This window comes from Chromobacterium sp. FG89 (genome assembly GCF_057808735.1).
In genome coordinates this window covers 23454-44007 of sequence record NZ_JBMDIQ010000008.1, presented here as the reverse complement: position 1 = coordinate 44007, position 20554 = coordinate 23454, and the positions used below count along the sequence as shown (strand labels likewise).

Sequence of the window (20554 nt, the reverse complement as noted above, 5' to 3'; positions counted from 1 at the left end):
TATGCAAAGCCTGACCACTGAATCGCGCACGGTGCGCTATCTGCTGACCGGCCTGGCACTGGCCTTCCTGTTCCTGTTCCTGCTGGTGCCGTTGCTGGCGGTGTTTTGGGAAGCCTTCCGCAAGGGCTGGGACCTGTACCTGGCCGCGCTGGTGGAGCCGGACGCATGGGCGGCCATCAAGCTGACGCTGACCGCCGCCGTCATCGCCGTGCCGCTGAACCTGGTGTTCGGCGTGGCGGCGGCCTGGGCCATCGCCCGTTTCGAATTCCGCGGCAAGAGCTTCCTGACCACGCTGATCGATCTGCCGTTCGCGGTGTCGCCGGTGGTGGCCGGCCTGATGTACGTGCTCTTGTTCGGCGTCAACACCGCGCTGGGTGGCTGGTTGCAGCAGCACGGCCTGCAAGTGATCTTCGCCGTGCCCGGCATCGTGCTGGCCACCGTCTTCGTCACCTTCCCCTTCGTGGCCCGCGAACTGATCCCGCTGATGCAGGCCCAGGGCGCGGACGAGGAGCAGGCGGCGCTGGTTCTGGGCGCCTCCGGTTGGCAGACCTTCTGGCGCGTGACCCTGCCCAATGTCAAATGGGGCCTGCTCTACGGCGTGATCCTGACCAATGCCCGCGCAATGGGGGAATTCGGCGCGGTCAGCGTGGTGTCCGGCCATATCCGCGGCCAAACCAATACCATTCCGCTGCATGTGGAAATCCTGTACAACGAGTACAACTTCGTCGGCGCCTTCGCCTGCGCTTCGCTATTGGCCTTCCTCGCCCTGGTCACCCTGGGCGTCAAGAGCCTGGTGGAGTGGCGGATGGCGCGACAGAGCGACGCCGCCGCGGAACGCAGCGCGGCCGCTCGCCTGGCCGCCGCCGGCCGCGCCATAGCCAAGGACCAGCCCGCATGAGCATAGAAATCCGCAATATCCGCAAACAGTTCGGCGATTTCGTCGCGCTGGACAATGTCAGCCTCAACGTGGAAGCCGGCGAACTGCTGGCGCTGCTGGGGCCGTCCGGCTGCGGCAAGACCACCTTGCTGCGCATCATCGCCGGCCTGGAACAGCCGGACGCCGGGCAGGTGCTGTTTTCCGGCGCCGACGCCACCCACACCCATGTGGCCGAGCGCGAAGTGGGCTTCGTGTTCCAGCATTACGCGCTGTTCCGCCACATGACGGTGTTCGACAACGTGGCCTTCGGCCTCAGCGTCAAGCCGCGCAAGAGCCGGCCCGGCAAGGACGAGATCCGCGACAAAGTGATGCAGCTGCTGAAAATGGTGCAGCTGGACTGGCTGGCGGACGCCTATCCCGGCCAGTTGTCCGGCGGCCAGCGTCAGCGCATCGCGCTGGCGCGCTCGCTGGCGGTGGAGCCCAAGGTGCTGCTGCTGGACGAACCCTTCGGTGCGCTGGACGCCAAGGTGCGCAAGGACCTGCGCCGCTGGCTGCGCGATCTGCACAACGATATGCACATCACCAGCGTGTTCGTCACCCACGATCAGGAAGAAGCGCTGGAAGTGTCGGACCGGGTGGTGGTGATGGACCACGGCCACATCGAGCAAGTGGGCCGTCCGGACGATATCTACGAAAACCCGGCCACGCCCTTCGTCACCCAGTTCCTGGGCGATGTGAATTTGTTCCACGGCCGCATCGAGCGCGGTCAGCTGCAGATCGGCGGCTACGCCCATGCGCTGGAAGGGCTGAGCCTGGCCAGCGGCGACGAGGCGGTGGCCTATGTGCGCCCGCATGATCTGGACCTGTCGCGCCAGGCCGACGGCGCGCTGGCGCAGGGCACGGTGGAGCATATCCACGCGGTGGGGCCCATTGTGCGGGTGGAGCTGGTGCAGGCCGACGGCCGGAGCATTGAGGCGGCGGTGAGCAAGGAGCGTTATCGCGAGTTGGGCGTTTTGCCCGGCGACAACCTGTATGTGACGCCGAAGAAGCTGTCGGTGTTCGCCAAGCAGGAAGGTCAGGATTATGTGATTTGAGTGTTGCGGGCAGCGTTGGCGCTGAGTCCGTTTCGTTGGAAAGAGAAAAGCACCGTTCGTCCAGATAAGGGGGAACGGTGTTTTTTCATGGCCTTTGCTAAGAACCTGTTTACGATCTGCTGCGCGTCGGCGATACGGCGTTGAAACCAAGCTCAAAATGCTCATGTACCACGAGTACATTCCGCTTTTTCGCTCGTTTTCGCCTTGTCTCGCCCTAGCTCGCGAGATCGTAAACAGGTTCTTAAGTGGCGCCGGTATTTCAGCCTAGGCTTTCGATTTGACTAATGTACCAAAATTGGTACCATCCAAGTATGAATGCCCCCATCCTGGATGTTCGTTTCTACCAGACGGCAAGCGGTACGGAACCCGTGCGTGATTGGTTGAAAGCGCTGGAGGCTCCGGACCGAAAAGTCATAGGCGCAGCCATCAAGACGGTCCAGTTTGGCTGGCCGCTTGGCATGCCCTTGGTGCGGAAAATGGCTAAGGATTTATGGGAGGTCCGCATCCATCTGCCTGGGCGTATCGCCAGAGTGATGTTCACCGTGGTCGCGGAGGCGATGGTTCTGCTGCATGGTTTCATCAAGAAGTCGCAGGCCACCGCGAAGGAAGATTTGGGGCTGGCGCTTGCGCGGCTCAAACAGCTAGGGAATACATGATGAACAAAGAGCATATCGGCAGCCGCTTCGATGACTTCCTCGCCGAAGAGGGCATGCTGGAAGAAGCCACGGCAATCGCCGTGAAGCGGGTGATCGCCTGGCAGATTCAGCAGGAAATGAAGGCGCAGAAGCTGAATAAGACGGCTATGGCAAAGAAAATGCATACCAGCCGCGCAGCCTTGAACCGCTTGCTGGATGACACGGATACCAGCTTGACGCTGGCTACGCTGGCAGGCGCCGCGACGGCGCTTGGCAAGAAAATCAAGGTGGAGCTCGTTCCCGCCTGAAGCGTGTTTTTGATCCAATACGAGCAAAAAGCACCGTTCCCTAATCAGGAAAACGGTGCTTTTTTTATGATGGCAGCTGTGTTGATGGCTAAATCCGTCGGCCGGGTTTAATGCCGGCGTCGCGCGTGCCGCGCCTCCAGCCAGGTGCGCAGGATTTGCGCGTCGTGCAGCTGGTGTTGGCTGTCGAGATGTTGGTAGATCCTAACCCGGCGCGCGCCCAGCCACAGCATGTGTTCCAGATAGTTGAAGAAGCCCATCCAGTGGCCGCGCTGGCTGTGGTCGCTGAAATCGATGTCGCGGGCGACGCGGCTGAGCAGGCCGGAGCCGACGTAGTCCGGATTGTCTTTCAACCACTGCAACAGGTGCGCCGCGCATTCGCGGCCGTAAGCGCAGGCGATGTCGTAGTTCTCGGAGGCAGCGGGCATTTGCCAGTAGTGGGGATAGTCGCGGGAAGGCAGGTAGCGAACGAAGGGGAGCAGGGTTGCCTGCTGTTCGCGGGCGGCTAGTTTGTAGCGGCGGCGGGAAGGTAGGGTGTAAGACATGGTGTTTCTCCTGCTGTGACACAAGATAAACCACCTGCCGGGTGAGGCTGAGGTATTAGGCAGGCGCGTGAGCGGATTGGCGTACCGGGTGAGCTTTCAAGCCGGTGAGTGCATAGCACTCTCCTCCCACGCACCTGCCAAATGGCGTTGCAATGGAAAAACAACCTACGCAGCATGCTGCGTAGGTTTGCTAAAGCTCACAACGGGACGCCAATCCCGGTGCCGCATGTGGGCGGCAACGGGGGGATTGTTCCTGAGGGAGTGCTTGGGGTCAAGGCGGGGTGGTTGCTTTGATTGAGCGTGGCTTAGTTGTTGAGTGATCTGGATTTTGAATCCGCTGCGCGGATGATGATTTTGATTGCCGGGGCTGCCCGGCGGGCAGGGAGAGGATATTTGCTTGGCCAAATATCCTCTCCACTCCTAAAGGCCACCCTGCAAGCCTGGCCTACGGCTTCCCGCCCCTCCCTGTCTTATGCCCTCACAACGCTGCGCTTGCCTCGCTTGGTCAGCGCGGAAAGCGGCACCCAAATCATCACCCGCAAAGCGGATGCAACAACCCCCCTCACGCAAACGCCAAAGCCCCGGTCAAATCCCCCGGCGGCTGCGCGCCGCGCGCGCGGAAGGCCGCATTGCGCGCGCTCACCCCCTCCAGCTCCGGCAAATCATGCAGCCGGCTGATGAAACGGATGATGGACGTGGTGTCGTAAAAGGTGTGATCCACATGCCCGCGCTTGGCGAACGGCGAGGTGATGATCGCCGGAATCCGCGAGCCCGGCCCCCAGCGGTCCCCCTGCGGCGGCGCCACATGGTCCCACCAGCCGCCGTTCTCATCGTGGGTGATCACCACCAGCATATGCTTCCACTGCGGCCCGCTCATCAAATGCTGCAACACATTGGCCACATGACGGTCGCCGGACTCCACGTCGGAATAACCGGCGTGCATGTTCAGATTGCCCTGCGGCTTGTAGAAGGCGACCGCGGGCAGTTTGCCGGCCACGGCATCGGCGATGAAGCGGTTGGAAATCGGGCTGTCGCCCAGGCCGCCGTCCAGCAGATGGCGCTCGCGGGCGGCGCTGCCGGGCGCGAACTGGCGGAAGTAGTTGAAGGGCTGGTGGTGGTACTGGAAGTTGGGCGCGTCGCCGCCGCCCTTGCCGTCCAGCGCGGCTTGCCAGCTGCCGCCGTACCAGGCCCAGTCTATGTGCTTCTCGGACAAGAGGTCGCCTATGGTGCGGTAGCTTTGCGGCGGCAGGGTGCTGGGGTCTTGCGGGTCGGCGTAGCGCTTGTCGCCGCCTTCCGCCGGCCGTACAAAGCTGGGCTGGTAGGGCGGGGCCATGGTGTTGACCGCGTAGCCGTCCGGGGTGATGGCGCCGTTGTTGACGAATTTGGGCGGGCCGTCCAGCGCGGAGGCCGGGGATTTGGGGTCCAGCGCCAACTGGTGGCCGGTGGGCCCGTCGGCCAGTACGGCGATTTTCTTCTTGGCCGGGGTCTGGGCGGCGTTGAAGTATTCCGGAGTGCGCGCGGAGATCAGGAACTGGTGGTTGAGGTAGGAGCCGCCGAAGGCCGCCATGAAGAAGTTGTCGCACAGGGTGAAGCGACGGGCGATCTGCCATTGGTTGAGCGTGCGCGCGGTGTCCGGGTAGTGGCCCATCACCAGCGCGCCGGAATCGGCCCAGGCGACGAACTGGTCGTTGCGGCCGTCGTTGATCTGCATCTGGTTGTGATAGAACAGATGACAGAGATCGCGGGTGATCACCGCCTCCGGCAGCGGCTGGCCTTCGGCGTCCTTTAGCGGGAAGGGCGCGTTGGGCAGGCCGTGGATGTCTTTTTCTTCGATGAAGTAGCGCTTGCCGGCCACGGTCTGGCCGGTGGGCACCAGGCCGCCCCAGATCTTGGGCAGGCCGGACAGCGGCTGTCCGTCGCGGTCGCGTTGCTGCGCCTGTTCCGGCTTGACCGCGCTCAGCGGCTGGGCCACGCCGGGGAAGTTGCCGTAGAGGTTGTTGAAACTGCGGTTTTCCAGGTAGATCACCACCACGTTCTTGATATTGGCCTTGAGCAGGGCGTCCAGCCTGCCGCGGCGCGGGTGGCTGCTGGGCGCGGCGGCGGCGGGCAAGGCGCAACTGGCGCCGATGGCGGCCAGGCCTTCGAACAGGCGGCGGCGGGAGGGGTCTTGCGGGGCGTCCGTTTCGGCTGGCAACGAGCTGTCCTGTTCATCGGCGGCGGTCATGATGCGTCCTTGTCTGAGAGCGTGCGGTGTGGTCCATCATCCCGCCGCCGTGTTGCGGCAGGATGTCGGCGTTTAGCCGGCGCGCAGCGCGGCGGCGCGCGCTTCCGCCAGCGGCTGGCGAATTTCCTCCGGCAGGAATTCGCGGAACAGCGTGTCCGCCGGCGGCTCCTCGCGCAGCAGTTCTATCGGGTCGCGGCCGTCCAGGCTGCCAAGGTTGGGCGCGTGAACGAAGTAGCCCAGCAGCCTTTGCAGCCGCGGCGGCAGCGTGCGGGCCAGTTCGCGGGAAACGGCGAGATATTGGTTTTCCGCCTGGCGCAGCCAGCCCAGGTTGTAGCTGATGACCACGCCGGTGCGCGCTTGGTTGCTGTGGTTGGCGCCGCCGCAGTGGGTCAGCGAGCCCAGGTAGATCAGCACCGAGCCGGCGGGCATGGCGGCGCTGATGACTTCTTCCGGACGGGCTTCGCGCGGCTCGGGCCAGCGGTGGCTGCCGGGCACGACGCAGGTGGCGCCGTTCTGTTCGGTGAAGTCGTCCAGCGCGTACATGCAGTTGATCATTTTTTCCGATCCGGGCGCGGTGCCGGGGAACATCAGATCGTCGCTGTGCAGGAATTGGCGCGGTTCGCCGGGGCCGATGCTGATGGCCTGGGTCAGATTGAGCTGGTATTCGCGGCAGCCGCGCAGCAGGAAGGCGTCCATCACTTGCAGGATCAGCGGATGGGCGGCGAGTTCTCGGGTGACGGGCACGCGTTCGATCAGACCGCTGATCCTGCGGGTGGCGTAGCCGTAGAAATCGCCCTGACAGGGGGCGGAGCGGTCCAGCAACGGTTGCAGCTGGGCGCGGAACTGGGCCAGGCTTTCCGGGGTCAACAGCTGTTCTATCACGATGCCGCCGTCTTGTTCTAACGCGGCGATCAGGGTTTCCGGCGCGGTGTCCGGGCGGAAGCGTTGCAGGCTGGGCATGTGGTGGATTCCATCGTTTTATCTAATGAACCGGCGGCCGGGCCGCGGCGGTGTGGATGTCGAGCGATGTTATCTTCCGGATAGTCGTCGTGTTTGTGGAGCCGGCCTTTAGATCAGGTGGCGGACTATCTATGTAGTGAATGTATTTATTAATGTGAATGGGCGCTTGCCGCAGCTTGTGCGCGGCGGAGCGTCACCTTACCCTGGGCCTTCTCCGCCACCTAGTTTTGGAGTCCACATGAGTGTGTCTTTGTTGAGCCGTTACGCTTTCTTCTCCTGTTGCCTGTTGTTCACCTTGTTCAGCCTGCCTTTCGTCCATTACGAGTGGTTGTGGCCGTTCACGCTGGCGGCGGCCGCGCTGACGCTGCTGGGGGTGTTCGATCTGCTGCAAACCCGTCACGCGGTGCGGCGCAATTACCCGATTCTGGGCAATATCCGCTACCTGGTGGAAAGCATCCGTCCGGAAATCCGCCAGTATTTGCTGGAGTCCGACCGCGAGCAGCTGCCGTTTTCGCGCGCGCAGCGCTCCCTGGTGTACGCGCGGGCCAAGAACGAGGGCGCGGACAAGCCGTTCGGCACCTTGATCGATGTGTACCAGCCGGGCTTCGAGTTCATCAGCCATTCGATGCGGCCGGCGCCGCTGAGCGATCCGGCCGGTTTCCGCGTGGAGATCGGCGGCCCGCAGTGCGCGCAGCCGTATTCGGCGTCTCTGTTCAATGTGTCGGCAATGAGTTTCGGCGCGCTCAGCGCCAACGCCATCCGCGCCTTGAACCAGGGCGCGCAACGCGGCGACTTCTATCACGACACCGGCGAGGGCAGCATCAGCCCTTACCACTTGGAACATGGCGGCGCGCTGGTGTGGGAGCTGGGCAGCGGCTATTTCGGCTGCCGCGACGCGGCCGGTGGTTTCGACGCGGAGCGCTTCGCCGAGCAGGCGCGCAATCCGCAGGTGAAAATGATTGAGATCAAGCTGAGCCAGGGCGCCAAGCCCGGCCACGGCGGCATTCTGCCCAAGCACAAGGTGACGCCGGAAATCGCCGCCACCCGCGGCGTGCCGCTGGGGCAGGATTGCGTGTCGCCGTCGCGCCACAGCGCGTTTTCCACGCCGATCGAACTGATGCGCTTCATCGACCGGCTGCGCGAGCTGTCCGGCGGCAAGCCGGTGGGCTTCAAGTTCTGCCTGGGTCACCCGTGGGAGTTCATGGGCATCGCCAAGGCGATGCTGGAAACGGGGATTCTGCCGGATTTCATCGTGGTGGACGGCAAGGAGGGCGGCACCGGCGCGGCGCCGCTGGAGTTCACCGACCACATCGGCGTGCCGCTGCGCGAGGGCCTGCTGTTTGTCCACAACGTGCTGGTGGGGCTGAATCTGCGCGACAAGATCAAAATAGGCGCCAGCGGCAAGCTGGTCAGCGCCTTCGACATCGCCAGCGTGCTCGCCATAGGCGCGGACTGGGCCAATTCCGCGCGCGGCTTCATGTTCGCCATCGGCTGCATCCAGAGCCAGAGCTGCCACACCAACCGTTGTCCCACCGGGGTGGCGACGCAGGACGCGCTGCGCCAGCGCGCGCTGGTGGTGCCGGACAAGGCGGACCGGGTGTTTCATTTCCACCGCAACACCATGAAGGCGCTGGCGGAGATGCTGGCCTCGGCCGGGCTGGAACATCCGTCGCAGCTGCGGCCGCACCACTTGGTGCGCCGCGTCAGCGATACCGAGATCCGCCTGTTTTCGCAGCTGCACGTCTTTTTGCAGCCGGGCGAGTTGTTGGAGCCGGAGATCAAGGCGGCCTTTTACGGCCGCATGTGGCAGATGGCGCGGGCGGACAGCTTTGAGGCCCAGCCGGCCTGAGCCTATTGCGGGGCGGAGGCGGCGCCGCTTTCTTCGTCGTCCGCGTCCTTGGGCGGCGGCACGATGCGCCATTGGCCGTCCTGGCGGCTGAAGCGCATCCGTTGTTCGCGCTCCACCGGCTTGCCGGTGAGCTTGCGGGCCTGATAACTGACTTCGCAGTCCAGCGTGGCGTTTTCCTCGTCGTTCTGGCAGTCGTTCACCGCGGTGACGCGCAGGTCTTTGAGCGTGGACTCCACCATGGAGCGCATCAGCAGGGTGTGGGTGGATTCCGGCTTGGAATCGAATGAGGCGAGCGCCTGGGCCTTGAAAGCGGCTTCCGCCTCGGCCGGCGTCGGCTGTTCCGTCGGCGCGGCCTGGGCGAAGCCGGCGGCGAGACCGGCGATCAATATGATGATGTGTTGTTTCATGCCGCGACTTTAAGCCGGTTTGGCCGGCGGCGGCAAGCTGGGCGGCGGTCCCGGTCTTTACTTGCGGTGGTGGGCGATCAGCTTGGCCAGCGCGGCGCTGACCAGCGGATTGCTGACGCTGGCGGCGGCTTCTTCCATGCCGTCCAACGCGTTCTGGCTGATTTTCAGCTTTTTTTCACGCGGCTTGCGCGCCAGGCGGACATCCACCTTGACCCGGGTCTTGCCGGCGATGAAACCTTGCTTGGCCAATTGCGGCAACAGGCCGGGGGCCAGCATGCGCAAGCGGGCGGCGATGATGCCGGTGTCGGTGTAAATCACCAGCTCGTCGTCGCGGATGCGCACGGCGCGGCAGCTGCCGACCAAGAGCGGCGGCAGCAGTTTCTGAAAGGCGCGGTCCAGCTTCATCAGCTCTTTGGCCTCGGCGGTGAGCCGGGTCAGGGTGCTGTCTTTGCTGGCGATGTCGTTGAATTGGCGTCCGAACATGGCGGGCAGTCTAGTGAAAACAGTTCATTGTAGCCGCTGAGGGGGGCGCTTGGGGAGCCTTGGGCCGGCGGCGCCCCCAAGTCTTACTGTCCGCCTTCCACATCCTCCAGACTGAAGGTTTCGCTGTGGTCGTTGTAGGAGAAGATTTCCGCGTAGCGCCCCCAGCTGATCACGGTGTCCAGCGTCTCTTCGGCGGTTTCGTCGGACAGCGAGTCTTCCAGCTCCTGGGCGAAGCGCAGCCGCGGCGCGCGCTGGCCCGGGCGCTCCTGCAGCACTTTGCGGATGTGGGCGGCCATGGGCACGTGGCGCAGCAGGTGTTCGGCGAACTGCACTTTGCGTTCCTGGGTGCCGTAGTCGGCGAACAGCTTGCCGGCGGCGGTGAGCAGGATGTCGCCGTCCTTCAGTTCGGCGAAGCCCAGGTGTTCCAGGATTTCCGCCACCGGGAACAACTCGTCCACTTCCAGCCGCAGCTTTTCCGCGATTTCCGGCATGTCCGCCTTGCCGTGATACGGCGCTTGCGCCACTTCCTCGATCAAGCCGGCCATCAGGTTGGTGGAGACCTCGCTCAGCTGGCTGCCGATTTCCAGCGGCAGCTTGTGCAGGGTATGGGCGCTGCGGCGCGCGGTCATCAGCGCGTAGATGTCGTCCACCATTTTGCGGAAGGCCGGGTCCAGCCGGTTGCGGCGGTGCGGGAAGGGCACCTTGATTTCCGCCACTACGCGGCCGGGATTGGACGACAGCACCAGGATGCGGTCGCACATGAACACGGCTTCTTCGATGTTGTGGGTGACGATGAGCACGGACTGGATGGGCAACTGGCCTTCGCTCCACAGATCCAGCATATCGGTGCGCAGCGTTTCGGCGGTGAGCACGTCCAGCGCGGAGAAGGGCTCGTCCATCAAGAGCAGGGTGGGGTTGACCACCAGGCCGCGGGCGAAGCCGACGCGCTGGCGCATGCCGCCGGACAGTTCGCGCGGGTAGGCGTTTTCAAAGCCGTCCAGGCCGATCAGGTCGATGGCGGCCAACGCGCGGCGGCGGCGTTCCTTGGCTTCCACGCCCAGCGCTTCCAGGCCGGCCTCCACGTTTTGCAGCACGGTCAGCCAGGGGAAGAGCGCGAAGGTCTGGAACACCATGGCCACGCCTTCGGCCGGGCCGGTCAAGGGCTTGTCGTGGTAGCGGACGTCGCCGCTGCTGGGCTTGATCAGGCCGGCGATGATGCGCAGCAAGGTGGATTTGCCGGAGCCGGAACGGCCCAGCAGGCCGACGATCTCGCCTTCGCGCAGCGTCAGGTTGACGTCGTCCAGCACCTGGATTTCGTCATTGCCCTTGTTGAAGCCGCGGCAAACGTTTTTCAGCTGGAAGATTTCCCGTCCCGGGGTGGTGGTGTCTAGTGTCATGGTTGCCCCCTTAGCTGAGACGGAGTTTGTTTTCGGCGATGGCGTACAGCGGACGCCACAGCAGGCGGTTGAACAGAACGACGAAGATGGACATCACGGCGATGCCGAGCAGGATCTTGGGGTAGTCGCCGGCGGCGGTGGTCTGGGCGATATAGGCGCCCAGGCCGTGGGCGGCCAGTTTGTCGTCGCCCCAGGACACGTATTCGGACACGATGCTGGCGTTCCAGGCTCCGCCCGACGCCGTTATCGCGCCGGTGACGTAGTAGGGGAAGATGCCGGGCAGCATCACTTGCCGCCACCATTGCCAGCCGCGGATGCGGAAATTGGCCGCGGCTTCGCGAAAATCGTTGGGGAAGGCGCTGGCGCCGGCCACCACGTTGAACAGGATGTACCACTGGGTGCCCAGCACGATCAGCGGCGACAGCCAGATGTCCGGATTGAGCTTGAAGTGGACGATGAAGACCACGAACACCGGGAACAGCAGATTGGCCGGGAAGGCGGCGAGGAACTGGGCCAGCGGCTGGATTTTTTCCGCCAGCGCCGGGCGCAGGCCGATGTGCACGCCCAGCGGCACCCAGATCAGCGAGGCCAGCAGGATCAGCAAGGTGACCCGCAGCAGGGTGATCAGGCCCAGGCCCAGCACGCGCAGCACTTCGGCCGGGCCCACTTCGGTATGGATGAAGGTCAGCAGCTTCCAGCTGGCCAGCAGGCCCAGCGCCGCCACCAGCAGCCACCAGACCACGTCGATGCCGCGCGACACCGGCGTTTGCGCCTCCGAATGCAGGCCTTGCGGCAGGCTGTAGTTGAGGCGCAGCCGGGCGGTTTTGCGCAGCAGTTTGCCAAAGGGCTTGAGCAGCAGCTGGATGGCGCGGGTGCGCTGGATCAGCTTGAGCACCCAGGATTCCGGCGCGGATTGGCTGGAGGTGTCTTCCAGGCGGAATTTGTCGGCCCAGGCCACCATGGGGCGGAACAGGAATTGGTCGTAGACGACGATGACCACGGTCATGGTCAGGATTACCCAGCCCACCGCGGCCAGATCCTTGTGCTGGATGGCCATGGCCAGATAGGAGCCGACGCCGGGCAGGGTGACGGTCTTGTCGCCGACGGTGATGGCTTCCGAGGCCACCACGAAGAACCAGCCGCCGGACATGCTCATCATCATGTTCCAGATCATGCCGGGCATGGAGAACGGCACTTCCAGCTTCCAGAACTTCTGCCACGGCGTCAGCCGCAGATTGACGGAGACTTCCTCCAGATCGCGCGGCACGGTGCGCAGCGATTGGTAGAAGCTGAAGGTCATGTTCCAGGCCTGACTGGTGAAGATGGCGAAGATGGCGGCGAACTCGGCGCCCAGCACCCGGCCGGGGAACAGCGCCAGGAAGAAGGTGACGGTGAAGGAGATATAGCCCAGCACCGGCACCGATTGCAGGATGTCCAGCATGGGCACCAGCAGCAGGCCGGCGCGGCGGCTCTTGGCCGCCAGCGTGCCGTAAACCAGGGTGAAGACCAGCGCGGCGGCCATGGCGGCCAGCATGCGCAGCGTGGTGCGCAATGCGTATTCCGGCAGATTGGCCGGGTCCAGTGTGATGGGAACGGTTTGCAGCGCGGTCAGCGGCGCCCAGGTTTCGCGGATGCCGGTGGTGGCCATCAGCAGGAAGCCGAGCAGGAGCGGAAACGCGATCAGGTCCCAGCGGTTGGGAATCAGCCGCTTGGCCGTGGCGGGCATGAAATGGCGGACAACGGCTGTCATCGGGCCTCTCCGGTTTATCGCCGCCGACGCCGGCGGTGTGTAGTCTGTTTTGTCCGGGCGGAGTTGCGGCGGAAAGCCGGCCCGACGATCTGGGGTTGCGGCGCGACGCGCGGCCGGGATCGGCCCGCCTGCCTTCACAGCATAGGCCAGCATCAGGGACGGCGGGCTGTCGCGGAGGCTGGTTTGTGGCGGGAAAATGCGCGTGGCGTAGGCGCTGGATACTAGCAGAGTTGCGTGGACGGGAATGTTACCGGCGCCGCAGATTTGTTGGGCTTTTGTGACGGATTGTACTGTTTGAAACTGAGTGGCGTTTCGCCACCCGCTCCCGGCGTTCCGAGCGGGCGGCGGCGCCAATGCTTACAAGACGTTGACGGCGGGGCTGCCGGCCGCCACTTCCACGGTTTTGACGCTGGCGGTGGCCGGGCTGGGTGCCGCGCCGCCGTTCAGCGCGCCCACCTTGTGGAAGGCGCAGCTGAGTTTGGCCGGCGTCAGCGTGACCAAGGCGTAACCCTGGGCGTCGCTGTCCACGTATTTGAGCCAGCTGTTGAAGCTTTGCAGGGTGTTGGTGAAGGTGTTGACCACCTGGCCGCTGACCGTGGTGTAGATCAGCGGTTTGGCCTTGGAGAAGGCCGGCACGGTGTCCACCACGTTTTTGAAATAGCTGAACAGCGAGTTGCTGGACACGCCGGCGGTGACCAGGTCCACCATCACCGGTGCGGGGCTGGCGGCGTCGTAGTCGTCCATCACCGGGCCGGCGAAGAAGGCGTGGATGTCGCCGGTGAGCGCCACCACATTGGCGATGCCCTGGGCTTTCAGATAGGCCATCAGCGCTTTGCGTTCGGCGTTGTAGCCGTCCCATTGATCGGCGTTGAGGATGAATTTATCGAAGAACATCGACGGTGGCAGGCTGGCGTCCAGGCCGGGCTTGATGGCGGCGTTGAACACGCCGGCGGAGATCGCGCCGCCGCTGAGAGTGTTCAACAGCGGCTGGGTATTGGTGTAGCTGACCACGGGCGTGGAGCCGCTGGTGTTGGCGGCGGCCAGGTCCAAATAGAGCGCGCCTTGCAGCTGGGCGATCTGCGGCTGGGTCAGTGTCAGGCCCATGCCGGCCAGCTGCGGCGCCAGGCCCTGGGTCAGCAGCGAGGCCACCGCGACGGTGCCGTCAAAGCCCATGCGCAGCAGCGAGACTTCATTGCCCCACAGCCTCCAGGTGGTGGCGGCGGATTTCATCTGAGTCTGCCACCAGGCGCGCTGCGTCTCGCCCAGGATGGAGACATTGAGCAGATTGCCGCCGGTGGAGGCCATCTTGGCGGCCTCCACCTGGGCCAGGGTGTTTTTCTGCACGAAGTAGCGGCTGCCGATTTCGCCGCCGGCCTGGGTCTCCGGGATGATGTGGTCGCTGCGGTACAGGCGCTCGTCGGTCATCACCAGGGTGGCCAGATCGCCGAAGGTGAAGCTGCGGTAGATCTGGATGTTCTGGAACGAGGGGTTGTTCAAGTCCAGCCGTACGTCGGCCGGCATGTTTTCGAACCAGGCCTGGCTGGCGCTGCGGCGGCGCGCGGTTTGCGGCGAGCTGTCGTCGGTGGCGGTGTATTCCTGGCGGTCCTGCCAGCAGTCGTCGGAAAACTCGTGGTCGTCCCAGATCGCAATCATCGGGAAGCTGGCGTGCAGCTTTTGCAGGCGAACGTCGTTGCGGTAGGACTTGTACAGCGCGCGATAGTCCGCCAGCGTGGTGGCGTAGCGGGCGCCGTCGGCTCGCAGGGTGCCGTTGGGCAGGCTCAGCGCCGGGTGGCGGGTTTCGTTGCCGCCGCTCTGGAAGCCGGCGCCGACGGTTTCGTAGATGTAGTCGCCCAGATGGACGATGAAGTCCAGATCCTGATTGGCCAATTCCTCGAAAGCGCCCCAGTGGTTGACGCTCCAGTCCTGACAGGAAATGAAGGCGAACTTGAGCTGGGACAGCGGCGCGCCGGCGGCCGGCGCGGTCTTGGTGCGGCCGGTCATGCTGACCGCCGGGCCGGTGAGGAAGCGGTAGTAGTAGGTGGCGGCGCTGCCAAGGCCGGTGACCTTGTGGCGTATGGTGTAGTCCCAGTCAGGCTGGGCGCTGAGCGCCACGTTCACCAGCAGGGTGGAGAAGTCCGCGCGGTCGGACAATTGCAGCGTGACTTTGACGTTCTGGCTGCCGTCGCCGCCGTCGACACGGGTCCACAACACGATGCTGTCCGGCTTGGGGTCGCCGGAGGCCACGCCCTGGCTAAAGCCGCTGCCGTTGACGCCGATCGCGGCGCCGGAGCCTCCGGGCAGGCTGCCCGCGCCCCCGCCGCCGCATGCGCTCAAGCCGCCGGCGGCGACGGAGGCGGTCAAGAAGCCGCTCCACTTCAGAAACTGTCTGCGATCCATCGATGTCTCCCCTCTATTGTCCTGCGTGCTTGTGTCTGAATCGGGCCGTGGGCGGCCCTTGTCGGAAAGGCGCTATTGTTTGAGGGGATTATTAAAGTGGCATGACAGCGGGTGTCAATTTAATTGAGTGTTTGCTCGAATTAGCCCGGAAAACGTGGGTTAAAACCAACACTTGTTTGAGTTTGATCCGCTTCCGCCCGCCAGCGCCGCGCCGGGGCCGCGCGCTTTGGGACGCGGCCGCGCCGCGGCGGGCGGTTTTCGCGCGCGCATCCGGCGGCGGCCGGGCGCGGAGGAAAATAAAGGCCGCGCGCAGCGCCTGCCCCCTTGATACAGCGCAAGCGCGCCCCCATAAAATAAGACTGCTAATGTGCTACACTTTCAGGCATTTTTGCGGACACCTTACCTAAACAGCCCGCTGGTCTCTGGATTCGATTACATGATTTCTTCTTTGCTTAAAAAAGTATTCGGCAGCCGCAATGACCGGCTTCTGAAGCAATTCCACCAGACGGTGGTGCGCATCAATGCTCTGGAAGAGGGCTTGAAAGCGTTGTCCGACGAGGCTTTGGCGGCCAAAACCGATGAGTTCAAGCAACGTCTGGCCAAGGGTGAGACGGTGGACGGCCTGTTGCCGGAAGCCTTCGCGGTGTGCCGCGAAGCCTCGCGACGGGTACTGGGCATGCGCCATTTCGACGTGCAGCTGATCGGCGGCATGGTGCTGCACTACGGCAAGATCGCCGAGATGCGCACCGGCGAGGGCAAGACCCTGGTGGCCACGCTGCCGTCCTATCTGAACGCGCTGACCGGCGACGGCGTGCACGTCGTCACCGTCAACGACTACCTGGCCAGCCGCGACGCCGGCATCATGGCCAAGCTGTACAACTTCCTCGGCCTCTCCGTGGGCGTCAACCTGTCCCAGATGCCGCACGACGAGAAGCAGAGCGCCTACGCCTGCGACATCACCTACGGCACCAACAACGAATTCGGCTTCGACTATCTGCGTGACAATATGGTGTTCAGCGTGGAAGAGAAGGTGCAGCGCAAGCTGGCCTACGCGGTGATCGACGAGGTGGACTCCATCCTGATCGACGAAGCGCGCACCCCGCTGATCATCTCCGGCCCAGCCGACGACAATATCGACATGTACCAGCGAATGAACGCGGTGCCGCCGATGCTGAAGCGCCAGGAAACCGAAGAGGGCGAGGGCGATTACTGGGTGGACGAGAAAGCCAACTCGGTAATGATGTCCGAAGCGGGCCACGAGCACAGCGAAGAAATCCTGACCCGTCTGGGCCTGCTGAAGGAAGGCGACAGCCTGTATTCCGCCACCAACATCACGCTGATGCACCATCTGATGGCCGCTCTGCGCGCCCACTCGCTGTTTCACAAGGACCAGCACTATGTGGTGCAGGACGGCGAAGTGGTGATCGTGGACGAGTTCACCGGCCGCCTGATGTCCGGCCGCCGCTGGTCCGAAGGCCTGCACCAGGCGGTGGAAGCCAAGGAAGGCGTGGAGATCAACCGCGAGAACCAGACGCTGGCCTCGATCACCTTCCAGAACTACTTCCGTCTGTACGGCAAGCTGGCCGGCATGACCGGCACCGCCGACACCGAAGCTTACGAATTCCAGAGCATTTACGGCCTGGAAACCGTGGTGATCCCGACCAACCGGCCCATGGTCCGCAAGGACGCGCAGGACAAGGTCTACCGCTCCGCCAAGGAGAAGTACGACGCCATCCTGGCCGACATCAAGGACTGCCACGAACGCGGCCAGCCGGTGCTGGTGGGCACCACCAGCATTGAAAACTCCGAACTGATCGCCAATCTGCTGCAAAAGGCCAAGCTGCCGCACAATGTGCTGAACGCCAAGGAACACGCGCGCGAAGCCGACATCGTGGTGCAGGCCGGCAGCCCCGGCGTGATCACCGTGGCCACCAATATGGCCGGCCGCGGCACCGACATCGTGCTGGGCGGCAATCCGGAGCCGGAGATCAAGGGCGTCGAATCCGACGACAGCTTGTCCGCCGAGGAGAAGCGCGCGCGCATCGAGAAGATCCGCGCCGATTGGCAAGTGGTGCACGATCAGGTGCTGGCCGCCGGCGGCCTGCACATCGTGGGCACCGAGCGCCATGAATCGCGCCGTATAGACAACCAGCTGCGCGGCCGTTCCGGCCGTCAGGGCGACCCGGGCTCCTCCCGTTTCTACCTGTGCCTGGAAGACCCGCTGCTGCGCATTTTCGCCTCCGATCGCGTCGCCGCGATCATGGACCGCCTGAAAATGCCGGAAGGCGAGGCGATCGAGCACCCGTGGGTGTCCCGCTCCATCGAGAACGCCCAGCGCAAGGTGGAAGGCCGCAACTTCGACATCCGCAAGCAATTGCTGGAATACGACGACGTCGCCAACGACCAGCGCAAGGTGATCTACCAGCAGCGCAATGAAATCCTGGTGGAAAGCGATGTGTCCGACGTGGTGGTCAATATGCGCGAAGGCGTGTTGTCCGACCTGGTGGACCTGCACCTGCCGCCGGAATCCATGGAAGAACAGTGGGATCTGCCGGGCCTGGAGAAAACGCTGGAAGCCGAATTCCTGCTGCCGATCAAGGTCAGCGAATGGCTGAAGGCCGAGCCGGCGCTGGACATCGAAAGCATCCGCGAACGCATCATCGAGCAAGCCGCCGAGACCTATCAGGCCAAGGTGGAGCTGGCCGGCGACGGCGTGATGCGCCAGTTCGAGCGCAGCCTGGTGCTGCAGATGCTGGACAATCACTGGCGCGAACATCTGGCGGCGATGGATCACCTGCGCCAGGGCATCCACCTGCGCGGTTACGCGCAGAAGAACCCCAAGCAGGAATACAAGCGCGAAGCCTTCGAGCTGTTCGCCGACATGCTGGAGCGCATCAAGCGCAGCGTGGTTAATGTGCTGATGACGGTGCAGATTCGCAGCCAGGAGGACGTGGACGCGGTGGAGCCGCATCAGGTGGGCGAGTACGAAATGCAGCACGCCGCGCCGGGTTCGGCGCTGGGCGAGGACGAGGACAATCCTCTGTCCCCGGACGCGCTGGCGGCGCAGGGCCTGCGCATCGGCCGCAACGACGCCTGCCCATGCGGCAGCGGCAAGAAGTACAAGCAGTGCCACGGCCGCCTGGAGTGATCCGGTAGCCGCAGGGCCCAAAGCCGACGCGTGAGCGTCGGCTTTTTTCATGCCCGCGCGCTTTGCAAGTGGACAGCGCGGTGTTAGCATCGTCGCGGGTCAACAGTTCACCCAGGCGTCGCCGGTGCCCTCACCACGCTAAACCTGTCTTGGCTAGATTCATCCCGCTTGGCTCGAACCCGTGCCAGGCCGTAATGGCGACCGCGGCAGTCCCTCCCGACCTTGGCACGACGACAGGATTCGAACCATGTCTCGTACGCTTTATCCCTTTTATTGCAGCGACATCTCCGCGCTGGCGCGTTCGCTCAAACAGCAATGGGCGCAGGAAAGCGCTCCGCCCAGCCATGTGCACATCCTCAATATGCTGGCGCGTTCCGCCGGCTTCCAGAACTTCCAGCATTGGCGGGCGGAATGCGAACGTCCGGCGCCGCCGGCCGGCCTGTCCGCGGCGACGACGCGGCTGTTGCGTCATTACGACGCCGAGGGGCGCTTGACGCGCTGGCCTAAGAAATTCAGCGAACAGCGCGTCTGCCTGTGGGTCTTGTGGGCCAGCCTGCCGGGCGGGGAGCAGTGGTCCGAGCCGGAGGCGAACGCCTTGATCCGCGCCGAAGAAGCCTTTGGCGACCATGTGTTGCTGCGGCGCGAGCTGGTGGAGCAGGGTTTGCTGGGGCGGACGCCGGATTGCCGGCGTTATTGGCATGTGGCGCAGGCCTTGCCGGCGGAGGCCGAGGCCTTGGCGGCGGAAGTGGGCCGGCGCAGAGCCGGCCGCTGAGGAGGCTTGGGCGGCGGCCGGCGTCAATGGCCGTCGCCGAGCGGTTTACAACTGGGCTTTGATCGCCGCTTCCAGTTTTTTCTCGTCCAAGAGGCCGGTGAGCTTGGCGGCGATCTTGCCCTTGCGGTCCAGGATCAGGGTGTAGGGCAGGCCGCCGGTGGCGTTGCCCAGGCTGCGCATCAGGTTCAGCGTGTCGCTGTCGCCCAGCAGGATGGGATAACTTATCTTCAGCTGGCCGACGAAGGCGCTGACTTCTTCTTTATTGTCCAGCGCCACGCCCACCACTTCCACGCCCTTGGGCGCCAGCTTGGCGCGCAGGCGGTTCAGCATCGGCATTTCCTCGCGGCAAGGCCCGCACCAGGTGGCCCAGAAATTCAGCACCGTGACCTTGCCCTTATAGGCGGCGATGGTGGCGTCGCCGCCTTGCAGCTTGGTGAAATGGGTTTGTTCCAGCGTGGGCGCGGCCATGGCGGAGAGCGGCAGCAGCGCGATCAGCGCGGGGGCGAGCAGTCGTTTCAGCATCTTGTTGAGCTTCCGGTAGGTGTTTGAAGTGTATTGGATATCCGACAAGGTCAAAGTTCTCGACGTGAACCAAACAAATGTTTCATGTTAAAATGGTCGATTGACCTTTTTGCGGAGTGGGCATGTCTATCCTCGTCTGCGGGGCCCTCGCATACGATACCCTGTTCTCGTTTCATGGCCGTTTTGACAGCCAGATCCTGCCGGATCAGCTGCACAAAATTTCCACGACCTTCCTGGCCCCGACCATGCGCCGCGAATTCGGCGGCATGGCCGGCAATATCGCCTACAGCCTGTGTCTGTTGGGCGAAACCCCCATCGTCATGGGCGTGGTGGGTGAGGATTTCGAGCCGTATCGCCAACATCTGAAACGCGCCGGCGTGGACGACCGCTTCATTCGCTTGATCCGCAAGCAGTATACCTCGCAGTGCTTCGGCATCGCCGACAAGGATGGCAATCAATTGATGGCCTTCCATCCCGGCGCCATGGATTTTGCCACCGAAAACCACATATCGGATATTCCGGGGCCGATCGAGCTGGCGATTCTGTCGCCCGGCGGCTACAGCGCCTTCCTGCAGCATTCCAAGGAATTGGCCGCGGCCGGCATTCCCTTCATCTTCGATCCGGGCCAGGAGCTGCCGCTGCTGTCGCGCGACGAGATCCACGAGATCGTCGAACTGGCCAGCTATGTGGCCATCAACGACTACGAGAGCGAGCTGATGCGCGAACGCGCCGGCCTGTCGGTGGAGGACTTGCGCAAAAAGGTGGAGGCGCTGATCGTCACCCGCGGCTCCAAGGGCGCGGAGATTTACGTCGGCGACACAGTGCACCTGATCCCGCGCGTGCAAATGCCGATCAAGCCGGTGGACCCGATGGGCTGCGGCGACGCTTTCCGCGCCGGCCTGCTCTACGGCATCAGCCGCGGCCTGGACTGGAAGATCACCGGCCGTCTGGCCAATGTGATCGGCGCGATCAAGGTCACCACGCCGGGCTGCCAGAATCACTTCTTCGACTGGGACTCGCTGAAGGACTTGTATCTGCAGGCTTACGGCGAACCCTGGCCATTGTGACGATGCGGCCCGCGGGCCAAACCGACAAGGACGCGCAAGCGTCCTTTGCTTTTTGACGGTCCCAACACAACAAGTCTTGAATTCATCCCGCGCCACCCCCACCATTAGCGAATTCAATTCGA

The 20554-nt window shown here is 63.9% G+C and carries 17 protein-coding genes; 8 read left to right on the top strand and 9 right to left on the bottom strand.

Annotation, left to right across the window (positions count from 1 at the left end; translation table 11 throughout):
• The first annotated feature begins 1 nt into the window (after nt 1).
• The 4 genes from cysW to ACODRW_RS09895 all read left to right on the top strand — a co-directional run bounded on the left by cysW (nt 2) and on the right by ACODRW_RS09895 (nt 2914).
• Nucleotides 2-898 carry a sulfate ABC transporter permease subunit CysW gene (gene cysW / locus ACODRW_RS09910; protein ID WP_048408326.1) on the top strand — a complete coding sequence of 299 codons (897 nt, stop codon included), beginning with the start codon at nt 2-4 and terminating at the stop codon, nt 896-898.
• A complete protein-coding gene (locus ACODRW_RS09905; RefSeq protein ID WP_486636399.1) occupies nt 895-1971 on the top strand; it encodes a sulfate/molybdate ABC transporter ATP-binding protein in 1077 nt (358 codons plus the stop codon). Before cysW ends, ACODRW_RS09905 begins: the two co-directional genes overlap by 4 nt.
• A gap of 311 nt (nt 1972-2282) precedes the next feature.
• On the top strand, nt 2283-2627 hold the full coding sequence (locus ACODRW_RS09900; RefSeq protein WP_107797849.1) for a type II toxin-antitoxin system RelE/ParE family toxin: 345 nt from the start codon (nt 2283-2285) through the stop codon (nt 2625-2627).
• On the top strand, nt 2627-2914 hold the full coding sequence (locus ACODRW_RS09895) for an XRE family transcriptional regulator (protein WP_081546910.1): 288 nt from the start codon (nt 2627-2629) through the stop codon (nt 2912-2914). Before ACODRW_RS09900 ends, ACODRW_RS09895 begins: the two co-directional genes overlap by 1 nt.
• A 107-nt stretch (nt 2915-3021) precedes the next feature.
• Here ACODRW_RS09895 and ACODRW_RS09890 read toward each other — a convergent pair whose 3' ends face one another.
• The 3 genes from ACODRW_RS09890 to ACODRW_RS09880 all read right to left on the bottom strand — a co-directional run bounded on the left by ACODRW_RS09890 (nt 3022) and on the right by ACODRW_RS09880 (nt 6640).
• Nucleotides 3022-3456, bottom strand: coding sequence for a hypothetical protein (locus tag ACODRW_RS09890; protein ID WP_227106494.1), 435 nt, complete (start codon nt 3454-3456; stop codon nt 3022-3024).
• Between the two features lie 562 nt (nt 3457-4018).
• Nucleotides 4019-5680, bottom strand: a complete 1662-nt coding sequence (locus ACODRW_RS09885; RefSeq protein ID WP_488905650.1) for an acid phosphatase — start codon at nt 5678-5680, stop codon at nt 4019-4021.
• Nucleotides 5681-5752: 72 nt separating this feature from the next.
• Nucleotides 5753-6640 (bottom strand): phytanoyl-CoA dioxygenase family protein, encoded by an 888-nt coding sequence (locus ACODRW_RS09880; protein WP_488905649.1) that lies wholly within the window; start codon nt 6638-6640, stop codon nt 5753-5755.
• A 238-nt stretch (nt 6641-6878) separates the two neighbouring features.
• Here ACODRW_RS09880 and ACODRW_RS09875 point away from each other — a divergent pair, with 238 nt between their 5' ends.
• Nucleotides 6879-8489, top strand: coding sequence for an FMN-binding glutamate synthase family protein (locus ACODRW_RS09875; RefSeq protein WP_486636403.1), 1611 nt, complete (start codon nt 6879-6881; stop codon nt 8487-8489).
• 2 nt (nt 8490-8491) lie between these two features.
• On the opposite strand, the gene ACODRW_RS09870 is transcribed toward ACODRW_RS09875, so the two are convergent.
• The 5 genes from ACODRW_RS09870 to ACODRW_RS09850 form a co-directional block, all read right to left on the bottom strand.
• Nucleotides 8492-8896 carry a hypothetical protein gene (locus ACODRW_RS09870; RefSeq protein ID WP_107797854.1) on the bottom strand — a complete coding sequence of 135 codons (405 nt, stop codon included), beginning with the start codon at nt 8894-8896 and terminating at the stop codon, nt 8492-8494.
• A gap of 57 nt (nt 8897-8953) precedes the next feature.
• Complete coding sequence (locus tag ACODRW_RS09865) at nt 8954-9379, bottom strand: DciA family protein (protein ID WP_048413534.1); 426 nt, start codon at nt 9377-9379, stop codon at nt 8954-8956.
• A gap of 83 nt (nt 9380-9462) precedes the next feature.
• Nucleotides 9463-10776 carry an ABC transporter ATP-binding protein gene (locus ACODRW_RS09860; protein WP_253313501.1) on the bottom strand — a complete coding sequence of 438 codons (1314 nt, stop codon included), beginning with the start codon at nt 10774-10776 and terminating at the stop codon, nt 9463-9465.
• 10 nt (nt 10777-10786) lie between these two features.
• Nucleotides 10787-12526, bottom strand: coding sequence for an ABC transporter permease (locus tag ACODRW_RS09855; protein ID WP_235084911.1), 1740 nt, complete (start codon nt 12524-12526; stop codon nt 10787-10789).
• A 357-nt stretch (nt 12527-12883) separates the two neighbouring features.
• Nucleotides 12884-14923 (bottom strand): alkaline phosphatase D family protein, encoded by a 2040-nt coding sequence (locus ACODRW_RS09850; RefSeq protein WP_488905648.1) that lies wholly within the window; start codon nt 14921-14923, stop codon nt 12884-12886.
• A 436-nt stretch (nt 14924-15359) separates the two neighbouring features.
• Here ACODRW_RS09850 and secA point away from each other — a divergent pair, with 436 nt between their 5' ends.
• The gene (gene secA / locus ACODRW_RS09845) at nt 15360-18071 is read left to right on the top strand and encodes a preprotein translocase subunit SecA (protein ID WP_227106503.1); all 2712 of its coding nucleotides are present in this window, start codon (nt 15360-15362) and stop codon (nt 18069-18071) included.
• A gap of 247 nt (nt 18072-18318) precedes the next feature.
• Entirely contained in the window at nt 18319-18843 is a 525-nt protein-coding gene (locus ACODRW_RS09840) for a DUF2087 domain-containing protein (RefSeq protein WP_107797859.1), read from the top strand.
• A 45-nt stretch (nt 18844-18888) separates the two neighbouring features.
• On the opposite strand, the gene ACODRW_RS09835 is transcribed toward ACODRW_RS09840, so the two are convergent.
• Nucleotides 18889-19365, bottom strand: coding sequence for a TlpA family protein disulfide reductase (locus tag ACODRW_RS09835; protein WP_107801581.1), 477 nt, complete (start codon nt 19363-19365; stop codon nt 18889-18891).
• Between the two features lie 122 nt (nt 19366-19487).
• Here ACODRW_RS09835 and ACODRW_RS09830 point away from each other — a divergent pair, with 122 nt between their 5' ends.
• Entirely contained in the window at nt 19488-20432 is a 945-nt protein-coding gene (locus ACODRW_RS09830) for a carbohydrate kinase family protein (RefSeq protein ID WP_488905647.1), read from the top strand.
• The last annotated feature ends 122 nt before the right edge of the window (nt 20433-20554 follow it).

Excerpts from the sequence above, each read along its gene's own strand:
- ACODRW_RS09870 (WP_107797854.1), bottom strand. The coding sequence starts at position 8,896 with ATGAAACAACACATCATCATATTGATCGCCGGTCTCGCCGCCGGCTTC.
- ACODRW_RS09890 (WP_227106494.1), bottom strand. The coding sequence starts at position 3,456 with ATGTCTTACACCCTACCTTCCCGCCGCCGCTACAAACTAGCCGCCCGC.
- cysW (WP_048408326.1), top strand. The coding sequence starts at position 2 with ATGCAAAGCCTGACCACTGAATCGCGCACGGTGCGCTATCTGCTGACC.
- ACODRW_RS09900 (WP_107797849.1), top strand. The coding sequence starts at position 2,283 with ATGAATGCCCCCATCCTGGATGTTCGTTTCTACCAGACGGCAAGCGGT.
- ACODRW_RS09860 (WP_253313501.1), bottom strand. The coding sequence starts at position 10,776 with ATGACACTAGACACCACCACCCCGGGACGGGAAATCTTCCAGCTGAAA.
- ACODRW_RS09895 (WP_081546910.1), top strand. The coding sequence starts at position 2,627 with ATGAACAAAGAGCATATCGGCAGCCGCTTCGATGACTTCCTCGCCGAA.
- ACODRW_RS09880 (WP_488905649.1), bottom strand. The coding sequence starts at position 6,640 with ATGCCCAGCCTGCAACGCTTCCGCCCGGACACCGCGCCGGAAACCCTG.
- secA (WP_227106503.1), top strand. The coding sequence starts at position 15,360 with ATGATTTCTTCTTTGCTTAAAAAAGTATTCGGCAGCCGCAATGACCGG.
- ACODRW_RS09875 (WP_486636403.1), top strand. The coding sequence starts at position 6,879 with ATGAGTGTGTCTTTGTTGAGCCGTTACGCTTTCTTCTCCTGTTGCCTG.
- ACODRW_RS09865 (WP_048413534.1), bottom strand. The coding sequence starts at position 9,379 with ATGTTCGGACGCCAATTCAACGACATCGCCAGCAAAGACAGCACCCTG.
- ACODRW_RS09855 (WP_235084911.1), bottom strand. The coding sequence starts at position 12,526 with ATGACAGCCGTTGTCCGCCATTTCATGCCCGCCACGGCCAAGCGGCTG.
- ACODRW_RS09905 (WP_486636399.1), top strand. The coding sequence starts at position 895 with ATGAGCATAGAAATCCGCAATATCCGCAAACAGTTCGGCGATTTCGTC.
- ACODRW_RS09885 (WP_488905650.1), bottom strand. The coding sequence starts at position 5,680 with ATGACCGCCGCCGATGAACAGGACAGCTCGTTGCCAGCCGAAACGGAC.
- ACODRW_RS09835 (WP_107801581.1), bottom strand. The coding sequence starts at position 19,365 with ATGCTGAAACGACTGCTCGCCCCCGCGCTGATCGCGCTGCTGCCGCTC.
- ACODRW_RS09850 (WP_488905648.1), bottom strand. The coding sequence starts at position 14,923 with ATGGATCGCAGACAGTTTCTGAAGTGGAGCGGCTTCTTGACCGCCTCC.
- ACODRW_RS09840 (WP_107797859.1), top strand. The coding sequence starts at position 18,319 with ATGTCTCGTACGCTTTATCCCTTTTATTGCAGCGACATCTCCGCGCTG.
- ACODRW_RS09830 (WP_488905647.1), top strand. The coding sequence starts at position 19,488 with ATGTCTATCCTCGTCTGCGGGGCCCTCGCATACGATACCCTGTTCTCG.